We start from the raw sequence: 19,814 nt of genomic DNA on the forward strand, positions 1-19,814 counted from the left end.
CCCCCATACACCCCCGCATCGCTGTTGGCCAGCTCCAGCCACCTCCCGAGCCGGGGCACACCCACCCGGTAGCCCTCACGTGGCACGGGCGTGAAGTTGCAAACCACGAGGATCTCCCGACCGCCCGGAGTGGTGGGCTCGCCACCCTCGCCCCGCCGGTGCAGTCGCAGGAATGACAGCACGCTGGCGGCGGCGTCGGTGGCGTCCACCCACTCGAACCCCGCCGGCTCCGTGTCGAGCTCGTGCAGCGCCGGCTCGTCGCGGTGGAGGCGGTTCAAGTCCGTCACCCACTGCTGGACCCCGCGATGGTCCTCGACCGCCAACAGGTCCCAGCGGAGCTGGTGGTCATGGTCCCACTCCTCCGACTGGGCCCACTCGTCGCCCATGAACAGCAGCTTCTTGCCCGGCAGGCCGTACATGTACCCGAAGAGCAGCCGCAGGTTGGCGAACTGCTGCCAGCGGTCACCGGGCATCTTGTGCAGCAGTGAGCCCTTACCGTGGACCACCTCGTCGTGCGAGAGCGGGAGGCAGAAGTTCTCGGTGAACGCGTAGATCGCTCGGAAGGTCAGGTCTCCATGGTGGTAGCGCCGGTGCACCGGCTCGCGGGCGAAGTACCGGAGGGTGTCGTGCATCCAGCCCATGTCCCACTTCAACCCGAACCCCAGGCCGCCGAGCTCGACCGGTCGTGAGACCATGGGCCATGCGGTGGACTCCTCGGCGAAGGTCTGGATGCCGGGGAAGTCCCGGTAGACCACCGTGTTGAGCTGCTTGAGGAACCGCAGGGCACCGAGGTTCTCGTTGCCACCGTGCTCGTTCGGGATCCACTCCCCCTCACGGCGCGAGTAGTCCAGGTACAGCATCGACGCCACCGCGTCGACCCGAAGCCCGTCGGCGTGGTAGCGGTCGAGCCAGAAGCATGCGCTCGACAGCAGGAAGCTGCGCACCTCGTGCCGGTCGTAGTTGAAGATCAGGCTGTCCCAATCGGGATGCCGACCCTTGCGAGGGTCGGCGTGCTCGAACAGGTGCGTTCCATCGAAGAAGCCGAGGCCGTGCTCGTCGGCTGGGAAGTGCGACGGCACCCAGTCCAGGATCACGGCGATGCCGTGCCGGTGCAGGGTGTCGACCAGATACATGAAGTCCTCCGGTGTGCCGAAGCGCGAGGTGGGCGCGAAGTAGCCGGTCGTCTGGTAGCCCCACGAGCCGTAGAACGGATGCTCCATGACGGGGAGGAGCTCCACGTGGGTGAACCCGCGCTCGGCGACGTATGCCGCCAGCACCGGGGCGACCTCCCGGTAGTTGAGCGAACGGTGCTCGTGCCCGGCATGGCGCCACGAGCCCAGATGCACCTCGTAGATCGCCATCGGATCATCGAGGGAGTTGCGCGCCGCCCGCCCCTGCATCCACTCACCGTCGCTCCACACGTGGGAGAAGCGATGCACCCGCGACGCGGTGCGCGGCGGCTGCTCGGCGTGGAAGGCGAACGGGTCGGCCTTGTCGACGACGTAGCCGCGAGCTCTCGACTCGATGTGGAACTTGTAGCAGTCACCGGCCGAGACGCCGTCGACCGTCCCCTGCCAGATGCCCGACGAGCGCTGCGGCTCGAGCACGTCGACACCGCCTCGCCAACCGTTGAAGTCACCGATCACCGAGACCTGCCGGGCATTGGGCGCCCACACGCCGAACACCGCTCGGCCGTCACCGAGGAGGTGACAGCCCAACTTCTCGTAGAGCCGGGTGTGCAGCCCTTCGTTGAACAGCCACAGGTCCTCGTCGGACATGAACACCTGCTCGCGGCCCGCGTCGTCGCTCACGCCATCTCCCCCGCCCGGGCCCGGGAGCGGGCCCGGCTGCGCTCGAGTGCGGCGAGGTCGTCGAGCACGGACCGGTCGCCGGCCAGGCTGGCCAGCGACCGGGCCATGCGCTGCACCCAGTTGGGGCGGTCGAGTGGGGTGCCGGGGACGTTGTGCGGGTCGGTCTCACCCCACAGGTCGTCGAGCATCACCAGGACCGCAGGGGCGTCGCTCTCGCCGAGGAACCGCAGCAGGCCCCGCAGGATCTCATGCTCCCCGCCCGGTTCCTCGAGCAAGCCTCGCTCCGCCAGGAAGCGAACGAGGTTGGCGACCGCCTGCTCCCGCTCCGTTCGCTCCCGCGCCGCGTCCCACTCGTCGAGCAGCCCCAGCTCGAAACGGCCTGCGATGTCGAGTGCGCGCAGGAAGCCCGTGAACGTGGGGGTGTCGTGGGTGTTGACCGACGCCAGGGCGCGGGGTGGAGGCGATGGGAGCTCCGCCCCGGTGGCGCTCGGAAGCTGGAACTGCGCCACGTACATGCCCATCAGCCCGTGCCTGCCCATCGCCTCACGCACCTCGTCGGGCACCGTACCCAGATCCTCCCCCACCACGAGACACGAGTTGCGCACCGACTCGATGGCCACCACCGCGAACAGCTCCTGGCGTGGGTAGCGGACGTACACGCCCCGGGTGGCGCCCAGCCCCTCGGGTACCCAGTACAGCCGGTGCAGCTGCATGACGTGGTCGAGCCTGACCATCCCGGCGACCTTCATGTGATGGCGCAGGCACTCAGCGACATGGCGGTGCCCCTGAGCCCGACTGGCGTCGGGTTGGATCGGCGGGAAGCCCCAGTCCTGTCCACCCGAGAAGAAGTCGTCGGGAGGGGCACCGGTGCTCGCGCCCTCGGCGAACAGCCCCCGCTCACGCCAGGTGTCATACCCGTCCGGGTGGGCGCCGACGGGCAGGTCGAGGTAGAGGTCCTGACCCCGGGCCGACAGCCTCGCAGCGAGGTCACGCATCTGGCGGTGCATCGCGAACTGGGCGTACCGGTGCAACTCCACCTCGGCATCGTCGTAGTCCGCCGGTGACAGCACCCCGAGGCGCGCCGGCTCCGGCCAGGCATGCCATCCGCGACCCGCTCGGCTGGCGGCGGCACGAAAGCGCGCATAGTCGGTCACGTCGGGACAGGTGTCGGCGAACGCCCGGAACTCCTCCGAGGCCGGCCCACCCTCCCGGATGAAGGTGGCCGCCAGCTCGGCCAGCACCTGCCGTGACAGGCGGGCCTGGCGCGCGTAGTCGAACGCAGGGCCGGCCCGCAGCTCGGCGATCTCCCGTTGGGTGTCGGGGTGGTCGAGCAGCGACCGGGCGCGCGGCGACCGTGCCGTCTCGGGCAACCGCTCCAGATCGAGGTAGAGCTCGTTCCAGAACCGCCGGCTGACCGGGGCGTAGGGGCTGGGATCGAACGGTCGATCCAGGTAGGACGCCAGCAGTGGGAGCGTGGCCACGATGGAGCCGCCCTCCCGGCCGACCCAGGCCGCGATCGCGTCCAGGTCGCCGACGTGGGGACCGACCCCCAGCTCGGTGCGAAGGCTGTACAGCGGCACGAAGACCCCCCACCGACGGTCGTTCGGGGCCGGCTGGCACACCCGTTCCGGTGCCACGAGCAGGTGGAGATCATGGTGGTGCGAGCCGAGCTCGACGACAAGCCGGTGGTAGCCGATGGCCAGGTTCGCACTCACCTCGACCCGGCGCACCGACATCGAACGGCCGTCGAGCTCATGGCGGTCCACGATGGGCAGCGAGACCACCTCACGATCCCACCGGTGGTTGCCACCGCCCTCCAGCTCCGCCTCGAGACCCAACCAGGCCGGGGTGTTCCGCTCGTCGAGGCAGACGTCGAACACCAGCGGCCCATCGCCCCAGACGACCACCACCGGGGCCACGGGACGGGTCAGATCCTCGATGACCCGCGCCCGGAGCGGCGACAGGTCGTGCGGGCCGTCGAGGACGACGCCCCGGGCCCGGCACACCGCCACCAGTGCTTCGGGGTCCGCCTCGACGAGCTCCCCTTTCGTGCTCCAGTAGCGGGGTTCCACCCCGAACCACTCGCTCAGCCCGTGCAGATCGTCGGGGAGGTCACCGTCGTTCATGGGGACGCTCACCCACCGTCGGCGAGCCGAGCATCCTCGAGGAGCTGGCGCACGCCACGGATCGGGATGGGCGCCCATTCAGGCCTGCTGTTGAGCTCGTAGCGGATCTCGTAGAGCGCCTTGTCGAGGGTGTAGGCCATGAGCAAGGTCCGAACGTCGTCGTGGTCTTTCGGCACGAACGGTGCCCCTTCGGCGGCCTCGAGATACCCGGCCAGGAACCGGATGGTCACCCAGACCTCCCAGGCCAGGCCGAAGAGCTCGAGCTCGTTGCGCTTGTCGGGCTGGAGGAGCCCTCGCTCCTCGAAGCTGCGGAGTCCCACCTCGACGGCGTACTGGAACGACCGGCACATGCCCGCGACGTCGACCAGCGCACCTCGCTTGATGCGTCGCTCGGTGGGTGAGCGTGACGGCTCGCCCTCGAAGTCGATGATGACGAAGTCCCGCCCGGAATGCAGCACCTGGCCGAGGTGGTAGTCGCCGTGGAGCCTGATGCGAGCCGCGTCGATGCGATGGGAGGTCACCGCCGAGAAGATCTGGAGGATCCGGGCTTCGGACTCGATCACCTCCTCGGCCTCCCGCCGGGTCCGATCGTCGAGATCGCCGAGTGCCTTGCGCAGGAGCTGCAGCGTGGGGCGGACCTGGGCGCGCATCGACTGGTACAGCGAGCGTTGGTACAAGGTGGTGAACGGCTCCGGCACGAACGCCTCGTCATCACTGCTGCTCAACGCGAGGTGCAACTCGGCCGTCCGCTGCCCCAACAGCGCGGCCGAGTCGAGATACGGGCCGATCGCGTCCGCTATGGGATCGGGCGGCATGAGGGCGATCGAGTCGACGATGTTGCCCCACAGCGGGATCTCGATGCCCGAGCCCGGCAGGTACGTGCTGGCCCGCTCGTAGAACAACCCGAGCGCGTCGAGGGTGTAGTGCCAGGCGTCGCCTTCGTTCGGGACGTATTGCGACAGGACGGCCAGCGTGCGCGGCTCACCCCGGCCCTTGTGGTATTCGAGCGCACCGAGCAGCGGGGCCGAGTGCTCGAATCCCTGATCGGTGAGGAATCGACCGATCTCCAGGTCGGGGTTCACCCCTTCCTGGGCCCGCCGGAAGACCTTCATCACGACGGTGCTGCCGAACACGGCCGAGGTGTTGGACTGCTCGGTCATCAGCGGCTGGACGGTCACGTCGTCCATCCCCGAGAGCAGGCGGCGCAACTGGGGACTCACGGTGGTGCGGACGACACCACCGCCGCTGCCCGAGGCGCTGAAGGCTCGCCGGTTGCGGAACACGGCCAGGGCGGCTTCGAGGAACGTCGGATCGACCAGGGCATCGAGCAGCAAGAGGCGCTCCCCGCTGGACCGGACCTGTACCCAGGCCACGCCCGCGTTCGGGTTGTCCGCCAGCAACGCCTCCCCTCGGGTCGACGGCGCCACGGTGAGCGGCAGGACGTAGGTCTCCGGCTCGCCCTCGGAATACTCGACCTGGGCGAGCACGATGAACGCACCCGGCTTGCTCTTACCGGAGGACAGCGGGATCGAGTCGAGCACCTCGACCGAGCGCAACGATCGGGCCTTGCCCGCGTACCAGCGGTTCCTGCCCAGGAAGCCCCGGAGCGCCTGCTCGAGACCGGCACGGGACCGACCTCGGAAGAGCGCTCGCCACTCACCGGTCACCGACAGCTCGGGAAGGTCGTGGCCGTCGTGGAATCCCGAGGCTCCGTCCATCCGCTGTGAGGTGAGCGAGAACCAGTAGAAGCCGTACGGCCCCAGGGTGAGCTGATACGGGGCCTCGTGGACGGGCGCGAACTCCGTGCCACCGAACATCTCGACTGGTATGGCGCCGCGGTAGTCGTGGAGATCCAGATGGACGCTCTGCGCGAACCGCGACAGGTTCGCCACCACGAGCACCGTCTCGTCGTCGTCCTGGCGGAGGAAGGCCAGCACCTTCGCGTTCTCTGGGTAGAGGAACTCGATCGTGCCTCGACCGAAGACCCGGTGCTGGGCACGCAGGGCGATGATCCGGCGCATCCACCACAGCAGCGAGCTGGGGTTCTGGTGCTGGGCCTCGACGTTGACGGTCTCGTAGTGGTACTCGGGATCGATGATCACCGGCAGGAACAGCTGCTGTGGGTTGGCGGACGAGAACCCCGCGTTGCGGTCCGGGCTCCACTGCATCGGCGTGCGCACGCTGTTGCGGTCACCCAGGTAAACGTTGTCGCCCATGCCGAGCTCGTCGCCGTAGTAGATGACAGGTGTACCGGGCAGGGCGAACAGCAACCCGTTCATGAGCTCGATCTTGCGGCGGTCGTTGCCCATCAACGGCGCGAGCCTGCGCCGGATGCCGAGGTTCACCCGCATCTGCGGGTCCGTGGCGTATGCGCGGTACATGTAGTCGCGCTCCTCGTCGGTCACCATCTCGAGGGTCAGCTCGTCGTGGTTGCGCAGGAAGAGTGCCCACTGGGCGGAGGCGGGGATGTCCGGTGTCTGCTGGAGGATGTCGATGACCGGATGGCGGTCCTCCATCCGCAGGGACATGAACAGCCGCGGCATGAGCGGGAAGTGGAACGCCATGTGGCACTCGTCGCCGTCCCCGAAATAGGCCACCGCGTCCTCCGGCCACTGGTTCGCCTCCGCCAACAGCATGCGCCCCGGATAGTGGGCGTCGATGTGGGCGCGCAGCTCCTTGAGGAACAGGTGCGTCTCGGGGAGGTTCTCCCCGTTGGTTCCCTCCCGCTCGAACAGGTACGGCACCGCGTCGAGCCGCACCCCGTCGACGCCCATCTCCAACCACCGGTCCACCACCCGCAGCATGGAGGAGCGCACCTCGGGGTTGTCGTAGTTGAGATCGGGCTGGTGGGAGAAGAACCGGTGCCAGTAGTAGGCCCCGGCGACCGGGTCCCAGGTCCAGTTCGAGGTCTCGAAGTCCTCGAAGATCACCCGCACGTCCGGGTAGCGATCGGGTGTGTCACTCCACACGTAGAAGTCCCGCCACCTGCTTCCCGGCTTGGCCCGGCGAGCCCGCTGGAACCACGGGTGCTGGTCGCTGGTGTGGTTCAGAACAAGCTCGGTGATCACCCGCAGCCCCCGACGGTGTGCTTCACGGAGGAACCGCCGGAACGACCGCAGATCGCCGTAGGCGGGGTTGATGCCGCCGTAGTCGGCGATGTCGTAGCCGTCGTCGCGCAGGGGTGACGGGTAGAACGGGAGCAACCACAGCGCGGTGACGCCGAGTTGCTGGAGGTAGTCGAGCTTCGCGGTCAACCCGTCGAAGTCCCCGATCCCGTCACCGTTGGAGTCGCCGAACGCCCGGACGTGCAACTCATAGATGACGGCGTCCTTGTACCAGTCGGACTCGGAGAGATCCGGGCGGTGGCTCTCGTCGATCACGTCTGGCTGATCCTGAGCAGATGGCCCGGGCGCTGGCCCGGACGCAGCTCGACGTAGTTGGTCGGGCCCCATTCGAAGCGCTCGCCCGTGAGCAGGTCATGCGCCTCGAACGGGCGCGACGGGTCGACGCCCAGCGTGGGCAGGTCGAGGGTCACCATCCCCACCTGGGTCGACCGGACATCGAGGTTGGCGACACAGAGCACGGCGTTGCTCGCCGGGTCAGCCGGATCGGGGTTCGGGCCGCCGTGCGGGGTCTTCGAGTACGCCAGCATCAGGTCGTTGGAGACGTCGTGGAACCGAAGGGTGCGTAGCGTACGCAACGCCGCGTGGTCCCGGCGGGCGCGGTTCAGCGTCGCGATCAGCGGCCGGATACTGCCAGGGTCGTCCAGATCCCACCGGCGGATCTCGTACTTCTCGGAGTCGGCGTACTCCTCCTTGCCGTTGCCCGCCGGGCGGTTGTCGGCCAGCTCGAACGCCGGACCGTAGATGCCGTAGCTGGGACTGAGGGTGGCAGCGAGGAAGACCCGCAGCGCGTTCATCTCCCTCGGCGCGTCCTGGAGATGCCAGGGCAGGATGTCCGGCGTGTTGGGCCAGGCGTTCGGTCGAAGCTCATCGACGCTCGGGGGGCTGGCCAGCTCGGTGAAGTACTCCGTGAGCTCCGCCTTGGAGACCCGCCAGGTGAAGTACGTGTAGGACTGGGTGAACCCCAGCTGGGCCAGGCGGTGCATCGGCCGGGGCCGGGTGAAGGCCTCCGAGAGGAAGATGGTGCGGGGATGGGTGGTGCGCACGTCGGCGATCAGCCATTCCCAGAAGGCGAACGGCTTGGTGTGCGGGTTGTCCACCCGGAAGATCCGCACGCCCTGGTCGAGCCAGAACCGCACCACGTCGCGCAGGGCCTCCCACAGCGAACGCCACGCGGGGGTCTCGAAGTCCAGCGGGTAGATGTCCTGGTACTTCTTCGGGGGGTTCTCAGCGTACTGGATGGTGCCGTCAGGCCGGTGCCTGAACCACTCGGGATGCTCGGTGACCCACGGATGGTCGGGCGAGCACTGGAAGGCCAGGTCGAGGGCCACGTCGATCCCGTTGCCGGCGGCGACCTCGACCAGCTCGCGGAAGTCGTCGATGGTGCCCAGCTCCGGGTGGATCGCGGTGTGCCCGCCAGCCGGACCACCGATCGCCCAGGGGCTCCCGGGATCGTCGGGGCCACTGGTCTCGGTGTTGTTCCGTCCCTTGCGGAAGGACGTGCCGATCGGGTGGATCGGGGCGAGGTACAACACGTCGAAGCCGAGCTCGGCGACGTAGTCGAGCCGGGCGGTGACGTCGCGCAGGGTGCCGTGGGGGCGCCGCTGCGGATCGGTGCTCCACGATCGGGGGAACAGCTCGTACCAGGCGCTGAACAGGGCCCGCTCCCACTCGACGAGCACCTCGACCGTCTCACCCACGGTGGCCTCGGACAGCCGCAGGGTCCGGCGATAGAGCGTCCCCGCAGAGGGCCGGTCGTCCCCGCCGGGGTCGGTGAGATCGATGGTGTCACCCCCTCGGAGCCGGGCGGCCGCCTCCTGGTAGGCGGCCTGCTGGCGCGCCGGGGCCCGCTTCCCGGCCTCCTCGAGGAGGGCGGCGCCGGCCAGGAGATCGGAGGTGATGTCGACGCCCGCCTCGAGCTTGCGCAACGTGGCCTGCTGCCACGAGCCGAACCCGTCGATCCAGGCCACGACCCGGAAACGGTGCACGCCCTCGACGAGCGGCACGAACCGGGCCTCCCACAGGTCGAGACCGGGGTTCGTGGCCCCCATCGGCACCTCGATCCAGCGGCGGGCGTCGGGGGGGCGATGGGCGAGCACCGGGTAGAGCACGTCGTGACCGTCCGCGTACACGGTGGCGCGCACGTCGACCGGCTCGCCCACGACCCGCTTCACGGGGAACCGTCCGCCGGCCACCTGCGGCATCACGTCCTCGATGACGATGCGCGGCGGCGGCGCGCCTCCGACCTTGCCGCTCGATGCCATGACGGCACTCTTTCTAGCCGGTCGCCGATCAGCCCACTCGGGCACCCCGTCCGCCGACGCCGGGCACGAAGGGTGCTCAGACCAGCGAGAGGACCAGGCCGAACTGCCCCAGGTGATAGGTGGTCATGATCGCCACCCGAGCCCAGGGGTGGGGCTGGACGAAGCGGTTCCAGGCGATCATCGCGTCAGAGGCGTAGAAGAGCAGAGCGCCGGCTATGGCGAACCCGTTGCCGGTGCCGAACGCGCTCGCCACCATCAGCGAGATCACCGCGAGGTAGGCGGTCACCGGTACGGCGAGCGCATCGTCGTCCGCTCTCACCGCTCGCACGATCCGCACCCCCACCACGAGGATCACCGCGAGCACGACCACCAGGCCCAGGACGAACCACCCCCCTGACTGGCCCCGGAGTTGGAGTCCGGTGATGTAGGCGAGATGGCCGATCAGGAAGGAGGCGAGTCCGGCGACGAAGAGGTCGCGCGGCAGCATCAGGAAGATGTCGCCCGCCAGCGAGAACGCCAGAGCGACCACGAACGCCACCCGCACCGCCGGATCCACCGGGTCGAGGGCCAGAGCGGCCCCGATGAGCAGCACCATGGTGAGGGGCTTCGCGACGTACTCGACCGTCCGCCGGCCGGCGTGCACCGCCAACCAGTCCCCGACCGCGACGGTGAGGGCCAAAGCGAACCACAGCGCGGCCACGCCGGTCATCGCCGCCTCTCCTGACGGCTAGGGCGCATCGAGGCGCGGGAGAACGAGATCGCGGCTGTCCGGGCAGACCTCGCGTCCCTCGAGCCATGCTCGCATCGCGGCCAACGGCACCCACTCGACCGCGGTGACCTCGCCGTCGTGGAAGGACACCGGTCCATCGTGGCGGGCGAGGTAGACCCGGGCGATCTCCCGTACGACGGCGTCCTCGTATCGGCCTTCTCCCAGGTAGACGAGCTCGGCTGCGATGCCGGCCTCCTCGGCCAGCTCGCGCATCGCGGCAGCCTCCCAGGCCTCACCATGGTCGACGACGCCCCCGAACGCGAGATCCCAATGCCCCGGCCAGACGTCCTTCCAGTCCGCCCGCCGGTGGACCAGTAGCTCGGCGGCGTCGTTCACCACGGCGACGAACACCGAGCGGTGCAACAGGTTGTCGCGGCGCACCTGCCAGCGCGGTGCCGTCCCGACCACCGTCCCTGCGGCGTCCAGGACGTCGACGAGTTCGTGCTCGGATGAGGTGACGGTCATCGGGATCTCCAGAGACGCTCGGATTCGCCCACGCTCAACGACTCTTCACAACTGCCGAGCCCGCTCGACGGCCTCGGCCCAGGGCACCGCGTCGGCCACGAGCTGGCGGAGCTGCATGACGTGGCGGGGACGGTTGAAGCCGAGCACCCCCGTCACCACCCCGTCCCGGCCGTAGAGGGCCACGAAGCGCTTCTCCTCCAGCGAGCCGTGCACCACCTCGACGACATGATCCGCGCTCGAGCGGCCGGCGAGCTGGATCTTGCGGTCGTACTGATCACTCCAGAACCACGGGATGGGGTCGAAGCCCTCCGCCGCGTCCTCGCTCACCAGCAGCCGCCGAGCCGCGGCCTCGCCCTGTTGCACCGCGTTCTCCCAATGCTCGACGCGGAGCAGCTCGCCGAAGCGCCGGCTGGGCCAGCGGGCGATGTCACCTGCGGCCACCACCCCCGGCGCGGCGAGCAAGGTCTCGTCGCAGACCACCCCATCATCCAGACGGAGGCCGGATCCTTCCAGCCAGGAGGTGTTCGGGGTCACGCCGACCCCGATCACCGCCACCTCGGCTGCCACCACCGAGCCATCGGAGAGCGCGACCCGTTCGAGACGACCGTCGCCGAGGAAGGCCTCCACGCCCGTACCGAGACGCACGTCGACACCGTGGTCGCGGTGCAGGTCCGCGCACACCTGCCCGATCTCCCGGCCGAGCGCCCGCTCGAGGGGGACCTGGGCCACCTCGACCAGGGTCACCGCCAGACCACGGTGACGGCAGGTGGCTGCCACCTCGGCACCGATGAACCCCGCGCCGATCACCACCACCCGCGAAGGGCCGGCATCGAGATCGGCCCGAATGGCGAGACAGTCGTCCAGCGTTCGCAGCAGGTGGATGCCCGCCAGCTCCGGTTGGCTGGGGAGCCGGCGGGGCACGGCTCCGGTGGCCACGACACAACCATCGAAGCTCACCACCGTGCCGTCGGCCAGCGAGAGCCTCCGAGCACCCACGTCGAGGGCCGACGCGGCGCGACCGAGACGCCAGTCGATGTCGAGGTCCTCGAGCGCAGCCGGCAACGTGATCCGCTCAGCGTCCCACTCGCCGGCCAGCACCTGCTTGGACAGCGGCGGGCGATCGTAAGGGGTGTGGGGATCGGCGTCGATGACCGTGAGCTGACCGTCGAAGCCTTCCCGGCGGAGCGTGTGCGCGGCGTGCATGCCGGCGAGGGATGCCCCCACGATGGCGATCCGTTCGATCATGGGCGGCATCGCCTCCCGCCCGGTTCAGTCGTCGACGATCGAGATGGCCTGCTTGGGACAGCGCTGCACCGCTTCCTCGATCTTGGGGCGCAGCTCCTCGGGCGGGTGCTCGTCGAGGATGTAGAGGAAATCGTCGTCTCGCACCTCGAACACCTCGGGCGCGATGCCCATGCACACGGCGTTGCTCTCACACAGATCGAAGTCGACCACCACTCGCATGGTCCGGTCTCCTCTCGCTCTCGATCGCTCGGTCCTGGCGGCCGGCTCCTCAGGCCTCGGCCCTCGCAACCCACCCCGCAGCTGCCATCTTGCCCCCAACCCGAACTGGCAGGTCAAACGCGTGCCCTGGCACGCGTTTGACCAGCCAGTTCGCGGAGGGGCCGGGGCGCAAGCGACCCGCATCGCATTTCTGATGGGTCGTCAGATATGGTGACCGGCCATGACCAGTCCCCGCCCACCGCTCGCCGGCGTCCGCATCATCGAGTGCTCCCTGCTCGGTCCGGCCGCCATCACCACCCACCTCGCCGACCTGGGCGCCGAGGTCGTCAAGGTCGAGTCACCCACCGGCGACTACGTCCGCGAGATGACCTGGCCCATCGTCGAAGGCACCTCGCTCATGCACCTGCACATCAACCGCGGGAAGCGCAGCATCGTGCTGGACCTCAAGTCCGAGCCCGGGGCCGAGACCTTCCGGGAGCTGGTGCGGTCGGCAGACGCGGTGGTCGAAGCCATGCGCCCGGGCGTGCTGGACAAGCTCGGGCTGGGCTACGAGCGCCTGCTCGAGGTCAATCCCCGCATCGTGTTCTGCACCATCTCCGGCTACGGCATGACCGGTCCCTACAAGAACCTGCCGAGCCACGGCATCGCGTACGACACCTGGGCAGGCATCGTCGACCCTGCCTACGACGAGGACGGCTTCTGCTACATCCCCGACCACGTCTCGATCGGCATCAACGCCGCACCGCTGTACGGCGCGCTGGGCATCCTGGCAGGCATCCTGCGGGCCCGGGACACCGGCGAGGGTTGCCGGATGGAGCTCGCGCAGTCCGACGCCGCGGCCGCGTTCGACTGGTACCGCTCCGAGACCTACAAGGCCTACGAGCGGCCCGAGTCGGAGGTCACCGGCAACAAGTCCGACAACTACGAACGGCGGGCTCCCGGCATCGCGGGCATGCGCGGCGGGGTGCGCTACCAGCTCTACGAGAGCGCCGATGGGCACGTGCTGTTCATGGCTTCCGAGCAGGTCTTCTGGAAGAACTTCTGCCAGGGCGTCGACCGGATGGACCTGTTCGAGCGTTGGCCGGGGAGCCAGTACGCGGACCATGCCCGCCACAACCGCGAGCTCCAGGCGGAACTGCGCGAGATCTTCAAGTCGAAGACCTCGGCCGAGTGGATCGCCTTCGCAGACGAGCACAACACCACCATCGCCCCGGTGAACACTCCCCAGACCATCGCACAGGACCCGCAGTTCCAGGACCGGCTCGGCTGGATCCCCCGCGAGGTGCTCGGCGCGGAGGAACTGCCGTTCCCGGTGAAGCTCGTCGGCGAGGAGCTCCCGGTCCCCACCAGGGCGCCCGAGCTCGGCGAGCACAGCGATCAGGTGCTGCGCGAGCTGCTGGGCTACGACGACGAGCGCATCGCCGCGCTGCGGGCCGCCGGCGCCTTCGGCTCCTGACACCCCTGACCAGGGTCCGGAGCTCTGGCCCCGCGCCGAGTCAGCTCGCCCATGTCGCCGGGCCCATCGGGGTGCCGGGACACGGGATCATCAGCTCCTCCCGCCAGCGGGTGGTGAACTCCCGGGCTCGTGCCCGCCAGGCAGGGATGCGCTCGTCGGCTGGAACCGAGCCGCCGCCGAACCCGCAGGCCGCGTCGGCCGCCTTGCCCATCTCGACGTGCGATTCGAGGTCGGTGGCCCAGACGGTGCAGACCTCCGAGTCGCCCATCAACACCTCGAACAGCCCGACCAGCAGGTGCCCGTGGTCGGCCGCGACGGGCGCCCACTCCTCGCGCACCGCCTCGAGGTAATCGAGTGCGGCGCCCGGGCGAACCCTCGTCAGCTCGTGGACGAACAGGGTGGCCGTGACGGGCTCGCGCTCGAGGTCCGCCAGCGTACGGGTTCCCGCCACGGCACCGAGCAGCCGGTCGAAGCCACCCGTGCGCCGCTCGTAGGCCTCCCGCCACCACTGGGCGAGCTCCTCGTTCGACTCACGGCGGAGGTTGGTGCTGCGGCAGAGTCGTTCCCAGCCATCCCAACCGTCGGCCATCTCCCAGATGTTGACCACCTGCGGCCACCGGCCGGTGCTGCCCATGACGTACCAGGTGCCGTACAGCTCGAGCCCTCGGTCGGTCGTCTCGGAGCGGAAGGCGAGCACGCTGCGCTCCATGTAGGGCACGGCCTGCTCGCCGCGGATGTCGATCACCTCGTGCAGGTAGAGCGGTCGCACGGACGCCGACCCTAGATCGGGTCCCGCCACGGCGCGAACTGCTCGGCAGGCGGCTACCTTGCCGAGGGTGGCAATGCAGGCCGAACGGCCGGTCGAGCGGCGAACGGCGAAGATCCACGGCTACGACGTCTCGTACCGGATCTGCGGCGACCCGGCCGAGGACCGGCCGGTCCTGCTGCTCGTGCACGGCATGGCGGGCAGTGCCACCACGTGGCGGTCGGTGATGCCGAGCCTCGGCCGGCACCACACCGTCATCGCCCCCGACCTGCTCGGGCACGGCACCTCGTCCAAGCCCCGCCACGACTACTCCCTCGGCAACTTCGCCAGCCTGTTGCGCGACCTGCTGATCGCGCTGGGGGTCGAGCGGGCCACCCTCGTGGGGCACTCCCTCGGTGGCGGGGTGGTCATGCAGCTCGCCTACCAGCATCCCGAGCGCTGCGAACGCCTGGTGCTCGTGTGCAGCGGTGGGCTGGGCAAGGAGGTCTCGTGGATCCTGCGAGCGCTGACCCTGCCCGCGTCGGAGTACGCCATGCCGATCCTGTTCCCCGGGTTCGTACGAGACGTGGGGAACGCCGTGAGCCGCTGGCTGGGAGCACGGGGCATCAGAGCACCGCACCTGGAGGAGGAGTGGCGCAGCTACGTCTCCCTCACGGAGCCCGACACCCGCGCCGCCTTCGTCCGCACGCTGCGCGGGGTCATCGACGTCAGCGGGCAGACCGTCACCGCACACGACCGCCTCTACCTGGCCCGCCACGTGCCCACCCTCATCATCTGGGGCGCGCAGGACCACATCATCCCGGTCTCGCACGCCCATGCCGCTCACGCCGCACTGCCCGGTAGCCGGCTGGAGATCTTCGACGACGCCGGGCACTTCCCCCACGCCGAGCAGCCCCAGAAGTTCATCGACGTGCTGGATGACTTCGTGGAAAGCACCGAGCCCATGCGGCTGGACCCTCGCGACTGGCACGCGCTGCTGACTGGTGGGCCGCCGCAGGCGCGGCGCTAGCCAGCCGAGTTCCCCCCACTACCCTGAGACTTTCGTGGGCATGGCTGGGGAGTCCGACCGCGCCGTCGAAGCCAACGGCGCCGAGGTTCCCACTCGCCGGCCTTCACGATGGCGGATCATCGCCCGGGTGGTCCTGCTCGTGGTCTCGGCCACGGTGCTCTACGGGTTGCTGCCGCGCGTACTCGCGGTCTTCGCCCAGGCACCCCGGCTCCTCGAGCTCAACCCGCTGTGGTTCGTGGCCGTCCTCGGCTTCGAGATCGCGAGCTTCACCTGCGTGTGGTGGTTGACCCGCATCGCGGTGCCCGGGGTGAGCTGGTTCGTGGCGGCCACCTCGCAGCTGGTCGCCAACGCCGTGAGCCGGATCGTTCCGGGGGGGCCGGCTATCGGGACCGCGATCGGCTGGCGCATGCTGTCGGTGTCGGGGGTGGACCGCACCCAGGCCGGGGCCGCGATCGCCGCCACCTCCTTCATCTCCAACGGCGTGCTCTTCGCCCTCCCTCTGGTGGCGGTGTTGGGCTCGATATTCGGTGCGCCGGTGCCGCGCAGCCTCGCGCTCGTTGCCTGGGGAGGCGCGCTGGTGTTCGTGGTGCTGTTCGGCGCGGCGTTCCTGGTGGTGCGCTTCGATCGTCCCCTCAAGCTCGCGGGCACGGTCATCGAGCGGGTCGGCCACTGGATCTACCTGCGAGTGGGCCGGCCGAATCCCCCAACTGCAGCCGGTCTCATCCGCCAGCGCGACCTGGTCGTCTCCGCGCTGGGCAGCCGCTGGGAGCAGGCTCTGGCTGCGGCGGTCGGGAACTGGCTCTTCGACTACCTGGCCCTGGTCGCGGCGCTCTACGCGGTGGGGGCGAGCCCGCATCTCAGCCTGGTGTTGCTGGCCTACGGTGCGGGTGCCGTCCTGGGGATGATTCCCATCACCCCTGGCGGGCTCGGCTTCGTGGAGGCCGGACTCACCGCCACGCTGGCGCTGGCGGGAATCGGCGGCGAACAAGCCCTGCTGGCGACGCTCGCGTACCGCGTCGCCTCCTACTGGCTCCCCCTGCCGGCAGGGCTCGGGGCATGGATCGCCTTCCGGCACCGCTACGGCACACCCCCAGCTACGACCCCGGCCTGAGGCATGGGCCGGGAAGAGGACGGGTACGAAAGAATCGGTTGACCGCTGAGACGGATTCGATCACGAGGGGAGGCGCCGTGAGTCGCATCACCGAGGTCGACACCGAGCTCATGCGAGCCGCATCAGTCCTGCGCGAGCGGGCGAAGAGCCTTCGAGAGCAGGCCCGGCTCCTGTCAGCGCCGCTGGCGAGCGCGTACCGGCGGCGGGCGAGCGAGCTGGAGCTCGAGGCCTGGCTCGCCGAGCTGCAAGCCGGCGTCCCCGACGAGGACATCCACCCCGCGGCGTGACCTGCCCACCGATCCCCCGCAGGAGCTCGTGGTCTCCCGTCAGCTTCTGCGTGCCGGGCGCCCGCCCGGCCCCCGACGGGCGGGCGCCCTGCTCCGCTACGGCGATGTGCCGCTTCCCTGCGGGCGCCGCACCGGCCGCCGGGCAGGAGTAGAACGCGTTCTAGTTCTCACCCGAGGCGCCGTATACTGCCGGGATGCATACGCCGACGGGGGGGTTCCCGGCGACCGGGCCCGAGGGCATCGGCATCATCGACACCATGCTCGGGATCCCCGAGGACGATCGCGAGAGCTGGTACGAGTTCCTGAAGCCGCAGCTGCGCGATCGCGAGAGCCTCGAAGAGTTCGAGTTCCCCGCGCAGTACATGTTCAAAGACGTCCCGGGCGGCCCCACCGGCGATCCGGTCGAGTGGACGCTCGCCCAGATGGATGCTCACGGGATCGACACCGCCCTCATTGGCTACGCCACCGAGGGACCACAGGCCCGGGCCCTGAAGGAGCATCCGGACCGGTTCGTGGCCGCCGCCGCCATCGACCCCAACGAGGGGATGGACGGTGTCCGGGCCCTCAGGGACGCGGTCGAGGCCGGTGGCGCCGTGGCCGCTCAGTGGTTCCCGGCCGGCAACCACCCGCAGGTCCCGATCAACGATCGGCGGGTCTACCCCTTCTACGCCGCGTGTGTGGAGCTCGACATCCCGATCTTCGTGTGCGCGGGTGTGCCTGGGCCCCGGGTGCCGATGCTCTGCCAGCACGTCGAGCTGATCGACGAGGTGTGCTGGTTCTTCCCGGAGCTGCGCTTCGTCATGCGCCACGGCGCCGAGCCCTGGGCGGATCTGGCGGTGAAACTCATGCTCAAGTGGCCGAACCTCTACTACTCCACCTCCGCCTTCGCTCCCCGCTACTACCCCAAGGCGATCATCGACTATGCCAACACCCGGGGTGCCGACAAGGTCATCTACGCCGGCTACTTCCCGATGGGTCTCACCCTGGAGCGGATCATGGCGGAGCTGCGCGACGTGCCGCTGCGCGCGGAGGTCTGGCCGAAGTTCCTCCGCGACAACGCGAGAAAGGTGTTGAAACTCGATGACTGATCCGAGCGAACCCACTCCATCGATGGGCGGCGAGGTGGTGCGCACCCAGGGCCGCTACCCGTTCGATATGCCCTTCGGCTGGTTCCTGATGGCCTGGTCCCACGAGCTCCCGCCGGGCGCGGTCCTGCCTCGCTACTACCTCGGCAGGCATCTCGTGGTGTGGCGTGACGAGGAGGGGCATCCCCACGTACAGGACGCCTTCTGCCCGCACCTGGGCGCGCACCTGGGCCACGGAGGCGTGGTCCGAGGCACGGAGATCGAGTGCCCGTTCCACGGCTGGCGCTTCGACGGTGAGGGCCACAACACCTGCATTCCCTACAGCGAGCGCACGAACGCGAAGGGAACGGTGTACTCCTACCCGGTGGTGGAGCTGGCCGACCACTTCGTCATGGCCTGGTTCCACCCGCTCGGCGAACCGCCCAAGTGGGAGCTGCGGCTGCCCGACGAGGCCACCAGCGACGAGTTCACCGACTGGCACACCGCCCACTTCACGGTGAACGCGGGCACCCAGGAGCTGGCGGAGAACACCGTCGACGGTCCCCACTTCCGCTACGTCCACCACACCGACACCGTGCCCGAGATCGAGTCGTACGACACCGACGGATGGGTGGCCCGCACCCGCTCCGTCCAGCGCTTCCCCACCCCTCGAGGGGTCGTGGACGGCCGCATCGACATCGAGAACCAGGGCCCGGGCTTCGGCACGACCTGGTTCCGGGGGATCGTCGACACCCTGCTGGTGGGAACAACCACCCCCATCGACGCCGGCCACTGCCAGGTGCGGTTCAACTTCAAGGTCCGCAAGTTGGGTGATGAACGAGCGACCTCGAGTGTTGGCCGGGCGTTCATCGACGAGGTGTGCAAGCAGTTCGAGGAGGACCGGCCGATCTGGGAGAACAAAGCATTCATCCCCCGGCCCGCCCTGGCCGACACCGACCCGCCCTACCTCAGGTTCCGAAAGTGGTACGCCCAGTTCTACGTCGGTGGCTCGGACAGCACCCGGCAGAGCTGGCCCCCACCCCCACCGGCCGGCCCCGGACAACCGGTGTACGTGAAGCCCGCGCCGACCGCCTCCCGAACGATCAAGGGCGACTGACCGAGCGATCGCCCCGCCAGTCACCAAGGAGGTCCTCGAACCTGGGAGCTTCCCGCAACCGACGTCGGTCGTCGATCAGCCCGAGCACCGCACCCGAGCCCGCCAACACCACGAACACGGCACCAGCCACGAAGCCCATGCGGACTCGCGCCTCAGCCCGCTCGCTGCACGGGGCTTGCGCCCGCCGGGCGTCGTAGGTCTGATCGTCGATCCCCGCCCGCTCGACTCGCTGGTTGCGCTCTCCACCAACGGCGAACAGCAGCGGTGAGCCGCACCGCTGCACACCAGGGTTCTCCACCGGCACGAAGAAGCACCCCAGCGCCACCACGAGCGGCACGAGCGAGGCGAGCAGCAACCCCTTCGCAACCCCCCACAGCGAGCGCCACCGACCGGTCATCGAGTCACTCCCTGCCCCTTGCAGCTCCTCAACCGGCGGACCGGCTGACGGGACGGGGCATCGGCGCCTGACGCGCCGATGCCACCAGCTCGCCGAGCGCGTCGTGCATGGCATCGGTGATCCGGTGCGGATCGGGAAGCGTGTCACGGCAGGCGAGCGTGCCCACGTACAAGCCGCCGAGGTAGCTCCACACCGTCACGTTCAGCCCGATGCCCTCCAGGATGGGACCCACCGAGTAGATCTCCTTCAGGCGGGCACCGGCGGTCCGCAACGGGCGGGAAGGCCCCGGCACGTTCGACACCACGAGGTTGATGGGAGGCGGGTGGCGGTCGGCCAGATGATGACCGGAGTACTGGCGCACGACCCACGCGTAGGGCCGTGGCGGCGTGTACTGCACCCAGGAGGCGAACGTCTCCGGGCCGATGATGGCCTGCACGGCCTTGGCCTCAGCGGTCACCTCGTGAATCCGGAGCAACCGCCGCACCGGATCCGGCTCGTCGGTGGCCAGGTAGGTGAACAGGTTCGAGACCCGGTTCCCCCCGAGCCGCCCGCCACCGCCCGCGTCGATGCCCACCGGCACCCCGGC

The 19,814-nt window shown here is 69.3% G+C and carries 17 protein-coding genes; 6 read left to right on the forward strand and 11 right to left on the reverse strand.

The features are described from left to right. From glgB to V7004_RS09785, 8 genes are all read right to left on the reverse strand, one after another. On the reverse strand, window positions 1–1,778 hold a 1,778-nt coding region (glgB, locus tag V7004_RS09750; protein ID WP_442968039.1), incomplete at its 3' end, for a 1,4-alpha-glucan branching protein GlgB. A gap of 29 nt (window positions 1,779–1,807) precedes the next feature. After that, a complete protein-coding gene (malQ, locus tag V7004_RS09755; RefSeq protein ID WP_334143661.1) occupies window positions 1,808–3,937 on the reverse strand; it encodes a 4-alpha-glucanotransferase in 2,130 nt (709 codons plus the stop codon). A gap of 8 nt (window positions 3,938–3,945) precedes the next feature. Next, a complete protein-coding gene (treS, locus tag V7004_RS09760) occupies window positions 3,946–7,317 on the reverse strand; it encodes a maltose alpha-D-glucosyltransferase (RefSeq protein WP_334143662.1) in 3,372 nt (1,123 codons plus the stop codon). Next, window positions 7,314–9,323, reverse strand: coding sequence for an alpha-1,4-glucan--maltose-1-phosphate maltosyltransferase (locus V7004_RS09765; RefSeq protein WP_334143663.1), 2,010 nt, complete (start codon window positions 9,321–9,323; stop codon window positions 7,314–7,316). The genes treS and V7004_RS09765 overlap by 4 nt, the downstream gene beginning before the upstream one ends. Window positions 9,324–9,399: 76 nt before the next feature. Further along, window positions 9,400–10,032: a lysoplasmalogenase gene (locus V7004_RS09770; RefSeq protein WP_334143664.1), complete on the reverse strand. Its 633-nt coding sequence runs from the start codon at window positions 10,030–10,032 to the stop codon at window positions 9,400–9,402. An 18-nt stretch (window positions 10,033–10,050) separates the two neighbouring features. Next, a complete protein-coding gene (locus V7004_RS09775) occupies window positions 10,051–10,557 on the reverse strand; it encodes an NUDIX domain-containing protein (protein WP_334143665.1) in 507 nt (168 codons plus the stop codon). 45 nt (window positions 10,558–10,602) lie between these two features. After that, window positions 10,603–11,802, reverse strand: a complete 1,200-nt coding sequence (locus V7004_RS09780) for an NAD(P)/FAD-dependent oxidoreductase (RefSeq protein ID WP_334143667.1) — start codon at window positions 11,800–11,802, stop codon at window positions 10,603–10,605. A gap of 24 nt (window positions 11,803–11,826) precedes the next feature. Continuing rightward, window positions 11,827–12,021, reverse strand: coding sequence for a ferredoxin (locus V7004_RS09785; RefSeq protein WP_208027417.1), 195 nt, complete (start codon window positions 12,019–12,021; stop codon window positions 11,827–11,829). 220 nt (window positions 12,022–12,241) lie between these two features. Between V7004_RS09785 and V7004_RS09790 the strand changes: the two genes are divergently transcribed. Beyond that, a complete protein-coding gene (locus tag V7004_RS09790; RefSeq protein WP_334143669.1) occupies window positions 12,242–13,477 on the forward strand; it encodes a CaiB/BaiF CoA transferase family protein in 1,236 nt (411 codons plus the stop codon). Between the two features lie 40 nt (window positions 13,478–13,517). Here the strand turns inward: V7004_RS09790 and V7004_RS09795 are convergent, their stop codons facing one another. Beyond that, window positions 13,518–14,246, reverse strand: a complete 729-nt coding sequence (locus V7004_RS09795; protein WP_334143671.1) for a hypothetical protein — start codon at window positions 14,244–14,246, stop codon at window positions 13,518–13,520. 73 nt (window positions 14,247–14,319) lie between these two features. On the opposite strand from V7004_RS09795, the gene V7004_RS09800 reads away from it, so the two are divergent. The 5 genes from V7004_RS09800 (at window position 14,320) to V7004_RS09820 (ending at window position 18,831) form a co-directional block, all read left to right on the forward strand. Further along, window positions 14,320–15,252, forward strand: coding sequence for an alpha/beta fold hydrolase (locus V7004_RS09800; protein ID WP_334143679.1), 933 nt, complete (start codon window positions 14,320–14,322; stop codon window positions 15,250–15,252). A gap of 40 nt (window positions 15,253–15,292) precedes the next feature. After that, complete coding sequence (locus V7004_RS09805) at window positions 15,293–16,363, forward strand: lysylphosphatidylglycerol synthase transmembrane domain-containing protein (protein WP_334143673.1); 1,071 nt, start codon at window positions 15,293–15,295, stop codon at window positions 16,361–16,363. A gap of 77 nt (window positions 16,364–16,440) precedes the next feature. Further along, a complete protein-coding gene (locus V7004_RS09810; RefSeq protein WP_334143674.1) occupies window positions 16,441–16,650 on the forward strand; it encodes a hypothetical protein in 210 nt (69 codons plus the stop codon). 194 nt (window positions 16,651–16,844) lie between these two features. Then, window positions 16,845–17,738 carry an amidohydrolase family protein gene (locus V7004_RS09815; protein WP_334143675.1) on the forward strand — a complete coding sequence of 298 codons (894 nt, stop codon included), beginning with the start codon at window positions 16,845–16,847 and terminating at the stop codon, window positions 17,736–17,738. 22 nt (window positions 17,739–17,760) lie between these two features. After that, the gene (locus V7004_RS09820) at window positions 17,761–18,831 is read left to right on the forward strand and encodes a Rieske 2Fe-2S domain-containing protein (RefSeq protein ID WP_334143676.1); all 1,071 of its coding nucleotides are present in this window, start codon (window positions 17,761–17,763) and stop codon (window positions 18,829–18,831) included. On the opposite strand, the gene V7004_RS09825 is transcribed toward V7004_RS09820, so the two are convergent. Together V7004_RS09825 and V7004_RS09830 are read right to left on the reverse strand one after the other, a co-directional pair. Further along, a complete protein-coding gene (locus V7004_RS09825) occupies window positions 18,818–19,228 on the reverse strand; it encodes a hypothetical protein (RefSeq protein WP_334143677.1) in 411 nt (136 codons plus the stop codon). The genes V7004_RS09820 and V7004_RS09825 overlap by 14 nt on opposite strands. A 28-nt stretch (window positions 19,229–19,256) precedes the next feature. Continuing rightward, the coding region (locus tag V7004_RS09830; protein ID WP_334143678.1) for a WS/DGAT domain-containing protein at window positions 19,257–19,814 on the reverse strand (558 nt) is incomplete at its 5' end.

This window comes from Rhabdothermincola sp., assembly GCF_036846205.1.
Lineage (GTDB): Bacteria > Actinomycetota > Acidimicrobiia > Acidimicrobiales > Acidimicrobilacustridaceae > Rhabdothermincola.